Genomic DNA, 4,941 nt, shown 5'->3' with positions numbered 1-4,941 from the left:
AGTGGAACTGATCGAAGCCCTTCATATGGATCGTGTGCTTGATCCAGGACTCACCCGCGACCAGAACGCGCAACGGCGGGACACTCAGGATGTCGGGCACATGCCCTCCTCTCGGTTCGGAATGTACTATAAACGATTCTTGCTGCGGGCTGATGACACCCGCTCGAGCGGGTCACGCGCCGGCCGGTGGCCGCCTCATAAGCTCACCCCCGAGAGCACGAGCAGCCGCGACTCGGTGTAGTCCTCCATCGCGGCCCGCACTCCTTCGCGTCCGATACCGGACTCCTTGACCCCTCCGTACGGCATCTGCTCGGCCCGGAAGGTCGGGATGTCGCCGACGATGACGCCTCCGACCTCCAGCTCCCGATGTGCGCGGAACGCCGTCTGGATGTCGTGGGTGAAGATCCCGGCCTGCAGGCCGAAGCGCGAGTCGTCCAGTGCTCGCAGGCCCTCGTCCACGCCGTCCACCGCCGCGACGGTCAGCACCGGACCGAACGCTTCGTCCTGGCAGACCTGCGCGTCGGCCGGGGCGTCGACCAGCACGGTGGGAGAGACCAGCGCGTCGGTGACCGTCCCGCCGGTCAGAACCCGGGCCCCGCCCGCGACGGCTGCGGTGACCCACTCCCCGATCCGCTGTGCAGCTGCTCGGTTGATCAACGGCCCGACGGTGGTCGCCGGTGACCAGGGGTCACCCACGACGAGCTGCTCGACCTCCTCCACCAGCACGGGCAGGAACCGTTCGTACACCGTCCTGTCGACGAGGACGCGCTGCACCGAGATGCAGGACTGGCCGCCCTGGGCGTTCGCGCCGACCGCGATCCGCCGAGCCGCCTGCCGCAGGTCGGCATCCGAACTCCAGTCCGGACAGATCAGCACCCCGGCGTTGCCGCCGAGCTCCAGAGTGACGTGCTTGCGGGGCACCGCGTTCCGGATGGCCCAGCCGACCGGTCCGGACCCGGTGAAGGACACCACGGGCATCCGCGGGTCGGCGACGAGACCGGCGGCGACCTCGTCGTCCACGGTGAGCACCGAGAACGCGCCCGCCGGTAGCCCGCAGTCGGTCAGGATCTCGCCCAGCAACAAGGCGCTGAGCGGCGTCTTCGGCGCGGGTTTGAGCACGATGGGCGCGCCCACCGCCAGGGCGGGCGCGATCTTGTGGGCGGCCAGGTTCACCGGGAAGTTGAAGGGTGTGATGCCCAGGACCGGGCCTCGGGGGAACCGGCGTTGCAGGGCCAGGCGCCCGTCTCCGCCCGGCTCGCTGTCCAGTCGCTGGAGCTCACCCGACCACCGCACCGCCTCCTCCGCCCCCCACCGGAAGGTCAGGGCGGCGCGCTGCACCTCCGCTCGCGACCATGTGATCGGCTTGCCGCTCTCCCTGGTGATCGTGGCGGCGACCTCGTCCACGCGCTCGACCAGACCCGTAGCCGCCTGTCGGAGAGCGTCCGCGCGGCGGTGGGCGGGAACCGCGAGCAGGCTGCCGGCCGCCTCGTGGGCCAACTGCAGCGCCTGCTCCACCTGCTCGGGGTCGGCGAGGGCGACCTCGGCCACGAGCTCGTCCGTCCAGGGGTCCCGGACCGGCAATGTTGCGGAACCGGACACCGGCTGCCCGGCGATCCAGGCCCCCGCCCGCCGGACGGTCGTGGTGCCGGTCATGGCGCCGCCCACCCGGCGTCACGGGTGCTGGCTGGGGCGGTGGTGTCCTGTGGTCGGTTGAAGCGGACGAAGACGTCGTTCACGGGGCTTCCGATCGAGCGTGGGAGGGGACGGGACGAGGACTCTGCGGGTGCGCTACGCGCTGCCACCCGGCTTGTCCTCGAGGACCATCGTCTTGTTCTCCAGGTAGGGCAGCAGCCCCGCGACGCCGCCTTCACGGCCGATGCCGGACTGTTTGAACCCGCCGAAGCCGATGCCGAAGTCTGCGCGGTTGTCGTTGTGGCCGACGGTGCCCGCCCGGAGCTGCCGCCCGACCGCCAGCGCCTTGTCCACGTCTCGGGTGAACACCGAGGCGTTGAGGCCGTAGATGGAGTCGTTGGCGATGCGGATGGCATCCTGCTCGTCCTTCGCCGGAATCACCGTCAGCACGGGACCGAAGATCTCCTCCTGCGCGATCCGCCACGAGTTGTCCACGTTCCCGAAGACGGTCGGTTCGACGAACCATCCGCGGTCGAAGCCGGCCGGCCGTCCACCTCCGGCCGCGAGCGTCGCTCCCTCGCTGAGCCCGATCTCGACGTAACCCTCGACTCGTTCCCGCTGCCGTTCCGTGGCCAGCGGGCCCATCTGCACGGCCGGATCGAAGGGGTCCCCGACCCTCACCTGCGAGAACGCGTCGGCGAGACCCTCCACCATCTCGTCGTGCCGATGGCGGGGCACGATGATCCGGGTCAGGGAGCCACAGATCTGGCCGGTGAGGAAACACTCCGCCCCGGCCAGGACCCGGGCGGCCTCGGCGATGTCGGCATCGTCCAGGACGACGGCCGCGGACTTGCCGCCGAGCTCGAGCGTGAAACGGCCGACCCGCTCGGTCATGATGCCGGCGATGGCCTTGCCCGCGGCGGTCGATCCGGTGAACGTGATCTTGTCCACCCGAGGGTCTCGGACGAGGGTCTCGGAGACCTCACGATCGGCGGTGACCACGTTCAGCACGCCCGCGGGCAGCCCGACCTGCTCAGCGATCTCGGCCATGATCAGCGCTGCGCCCGGCGCCTCGGGGGAGGCCTTGAGGACCACGGTGCAGCCGGCCAGCAGGGCGGGGGCGAGCTTGTAGGCGATCAGCGTCATCGGCACGTTCCACGGGATGATCGCGCCCACGACGCCGACCGGCTCGCGCACGATCGTCCCGTATCCGCCACCGCCGGACGGGGTGGCGGGCTCCTCGAAGGGGAACGACGCCGCGAGCTCGGCGTAGTAGGAGTACGCGCCCGTGACCTCCCCCATCGCCGCGCGTGCCGCGCCGGCGAGGATTCCCGACTCTCGCGGCCAGATCTGCGCGACGTCCTCGACGCGGTCCTCGACCGCGGAGGCGATCGCCCGGAGGTACTCGGCGCGCTGCCCGTGCGTCATGCGCGGCCAGGGGCCGTCGTCGAACGCCGCCCGTGCCGCACCGACCGCGGCGGCGATGTCGGCGTTCCGCGCCTCCGCGACGCTGAAGTACACCTGCTCGGTGACGGAGTCGACGACGTCGATCGTGTCCGAGGACGTCGGGGCGACCCATCGGCCGCCGATGTAGAACTCGTCCGGCCGGTCGAGGGGTACGGCGCCGGCGGTCGTGATGTCCACTCGCTATCTCTTTCCTTCTCCGTCGGTGCCCGTCGTGGACGCCGTCAGGTGCGGGGTACGGGTCAGGATCCGGACTCGACCGGGGGGACGTAGAACGACACCTTGCGGATGGTCTCGATCGTCCGCCAGGTGTCCGTGTCCCCGGCGAACAGGCGGACGATGTCCCCCGGCCCGATCACGATCGTCTCTCCGGTGCGGTGGAAGGTGACCTCCGCCTTGCCCTCGAGCACCACGAAGATCTCGTCGGCCGTGACGCCCTCGTACTCCCCGACCTCCGCTCCCCAGACGTCCACGGCAGTGTCAGCGGTCAGGCTGTCCAGGTAGCGGGCGCCGGTGCGCAATGTCGGCGTCTTCGGCTTCCAGTCGAGCTCGGCTGAGAAGGCGTTTCCCAGAAGCTGGCTCACAGTTCTCCTCACAGGTGTACAGGCTCTCGTTCCGAGAGGTCAGTGGTCGGCGTGCGCGCCGCGGGCCGCCGTGAACAGGCGCCGGGGGTTGGCGGTGAGCAGGCTCGCGGTCACCTCGCCCGGGACACCGTGGCGTTCCAGCCGGGGCAGGAAGAAGCGGGGCACGTAGCCGTAGCCGTTGCCGCCGTTGCGGGTCCACATCGCCTTCGTGGCCATGTCATGGCTCAGCAGCAGGTGCTCGGCGTAGCCCGCGGCGACGAGCGCGGCGACGGCGTCCGCAGTCTGGTGCGGCGCCGGGCACTGCCCCTCGCCTGCGTAGAAGAAAGGCATGCCGATCATGTCGAACTCCAGCCAGACGCCGCGCTCGGCGACGGCCCGTTGGTAGTCCGGGTCCTCGCCGGAGGGGTCCATGTGGCACAGCACGACGGCCTCGGGCCGGACCCGCTCCTCGTCGAGGACGATGTCGAGGACCTCGTGGGCGCGCCGCTGCCAACCCGGCAGGTGGACGAACAGCGGGACGCCGAGTTCGCGCTGTGCGCGGGCGGACGCACGCAGGTGCGTCCGTTCGGCCTCGGTGAACTGCGGGGAGACCCCGATCTCGCCGATGATCCCGGGCCGGATGCCCGTGTCCCCGACACCGTCCGCGAACTCGGCGAGGATCTCCGCCACCAGGTCGTCCACGGTGGTCTCGGCACGGCGGGCGGAGTGGAAGATGTGCACGTACCAGCCAGAGCCCATGACGACGTTGAGCCCGGTCCGGTCTGCGATGTCCCGCAGCGCCAGGGGGTCCCGGCCGACGTCGCCGTTGGTGCAGTCGACGACGGTCCGCCCGCCCGCCTCGACGAAGTTCGCCAGCTCCGCGACCGTGGCGTCCGGGTCGTCCTGGGTGGCATTGTCCCGACAGCAGCGCGGGTCCTCGCGGAGCACCCACTGCATCGACGGGCTCACCTCGGCGTGGAACAGCGCGCGCTCGGCCGGGTCCTCGGGCTCGGCACGGGGCCTGCCGGACCAGTCGCTGAGCAGGTGCTCGTGGGTGAGCGTCATCCCGAGGGCGTCCACCGGAACCGGGCCGCGCACAGTACTGACCAGCACGGTCGGGGCATCCATCGGGTCAACCTCTTTCGTTCGCGTGGGGTCCCGGCGCCCCCGCCCGGGAAGGCGCGGGCAAGGGCGCCGGATGGACGACGTCAGGCCGAGACGGCGGTCTCGTCGGAGACGGTGCGCATCTGACCGACGTGGTCGATGTAGTAGGACTCGGGGA

4 protein-coding genes are annotated in these 4,941 nt (G+C 70.7%); all 4 read right to left on the bottom strand.

Going from position 1 to position 4,941, the window contains the following annotated elements:
* Positions 1-195 precede the first annotated feature (195 nt).
* The 4 genes from PSD17_RS19350 to PSD17_RS19335 all read right to left on the bottom strand — a co-directional run bounded on the left by PSD17_RS19350 (position 196) and on the right by PSD17_RS19335 (position 4,787).
* On the bottom strand, positions 196-1,653 hold the full coding sequence (locus PSD17_RS19350; RefSeq protein ID WP_339123985.1) for an aldehyde dehydrogenase family protein: 1,458 nt from the start codon (positions 1,651-1,653) through the stop codon (positions 196-198).
* Between the two features lie 135 nt (positions 1,654-1,788).
* A complete protein-coding gene (locus PSD17_RS19345; RefSeq protein WP_339123983.1) occupies positions 1,789-3,276 on the bottom strand; it encodes an aldehyde dehydrogenase in 1,488 nt (495 codons plus the stop codon).
* 62 nt (positions 3,277-3,338) lie between these two features.
* Entirely contained in the window at positions 3,339-3,680 is a 342-nt protein-coding gene (locus PSD17_RS19340) for a cupin domain-containing protein (protein ID WP_013674312.1), read from the bottom strand.
* A 39-nt stretch (positions 3,681-3,719) separates the two neighbouring features.
* Positions 3,720-4,787, bottom strand: a complete 1,068-nt coding sequence (locus tag PSD17_RS19335) for a phosphotriesterase family protein (RefSeq protein WP_339123982.1) — start codon at positions 4,785-4,787, stop codon at positions 3,720-3,722.
* Positions 4,788-4,941 lie beyond the last annotated feature (154 nt).

It is taken from the genome of Pseudonocardia sp. D17, from assembly GCF_036984265.1.
GTDB classification, from domain to species: domain Bacteria; phylum Actinomycetota; class Actinomycetes; order Mycobacteriales; family Pseudonocardiaceae; genus Pseudonocardia; species Pseudonocardia benzenivorans.
Note: the sequence above shows the minus strand (reverse complement) of the source record. Positions and strands in the feature narration are given on the sequence as shown.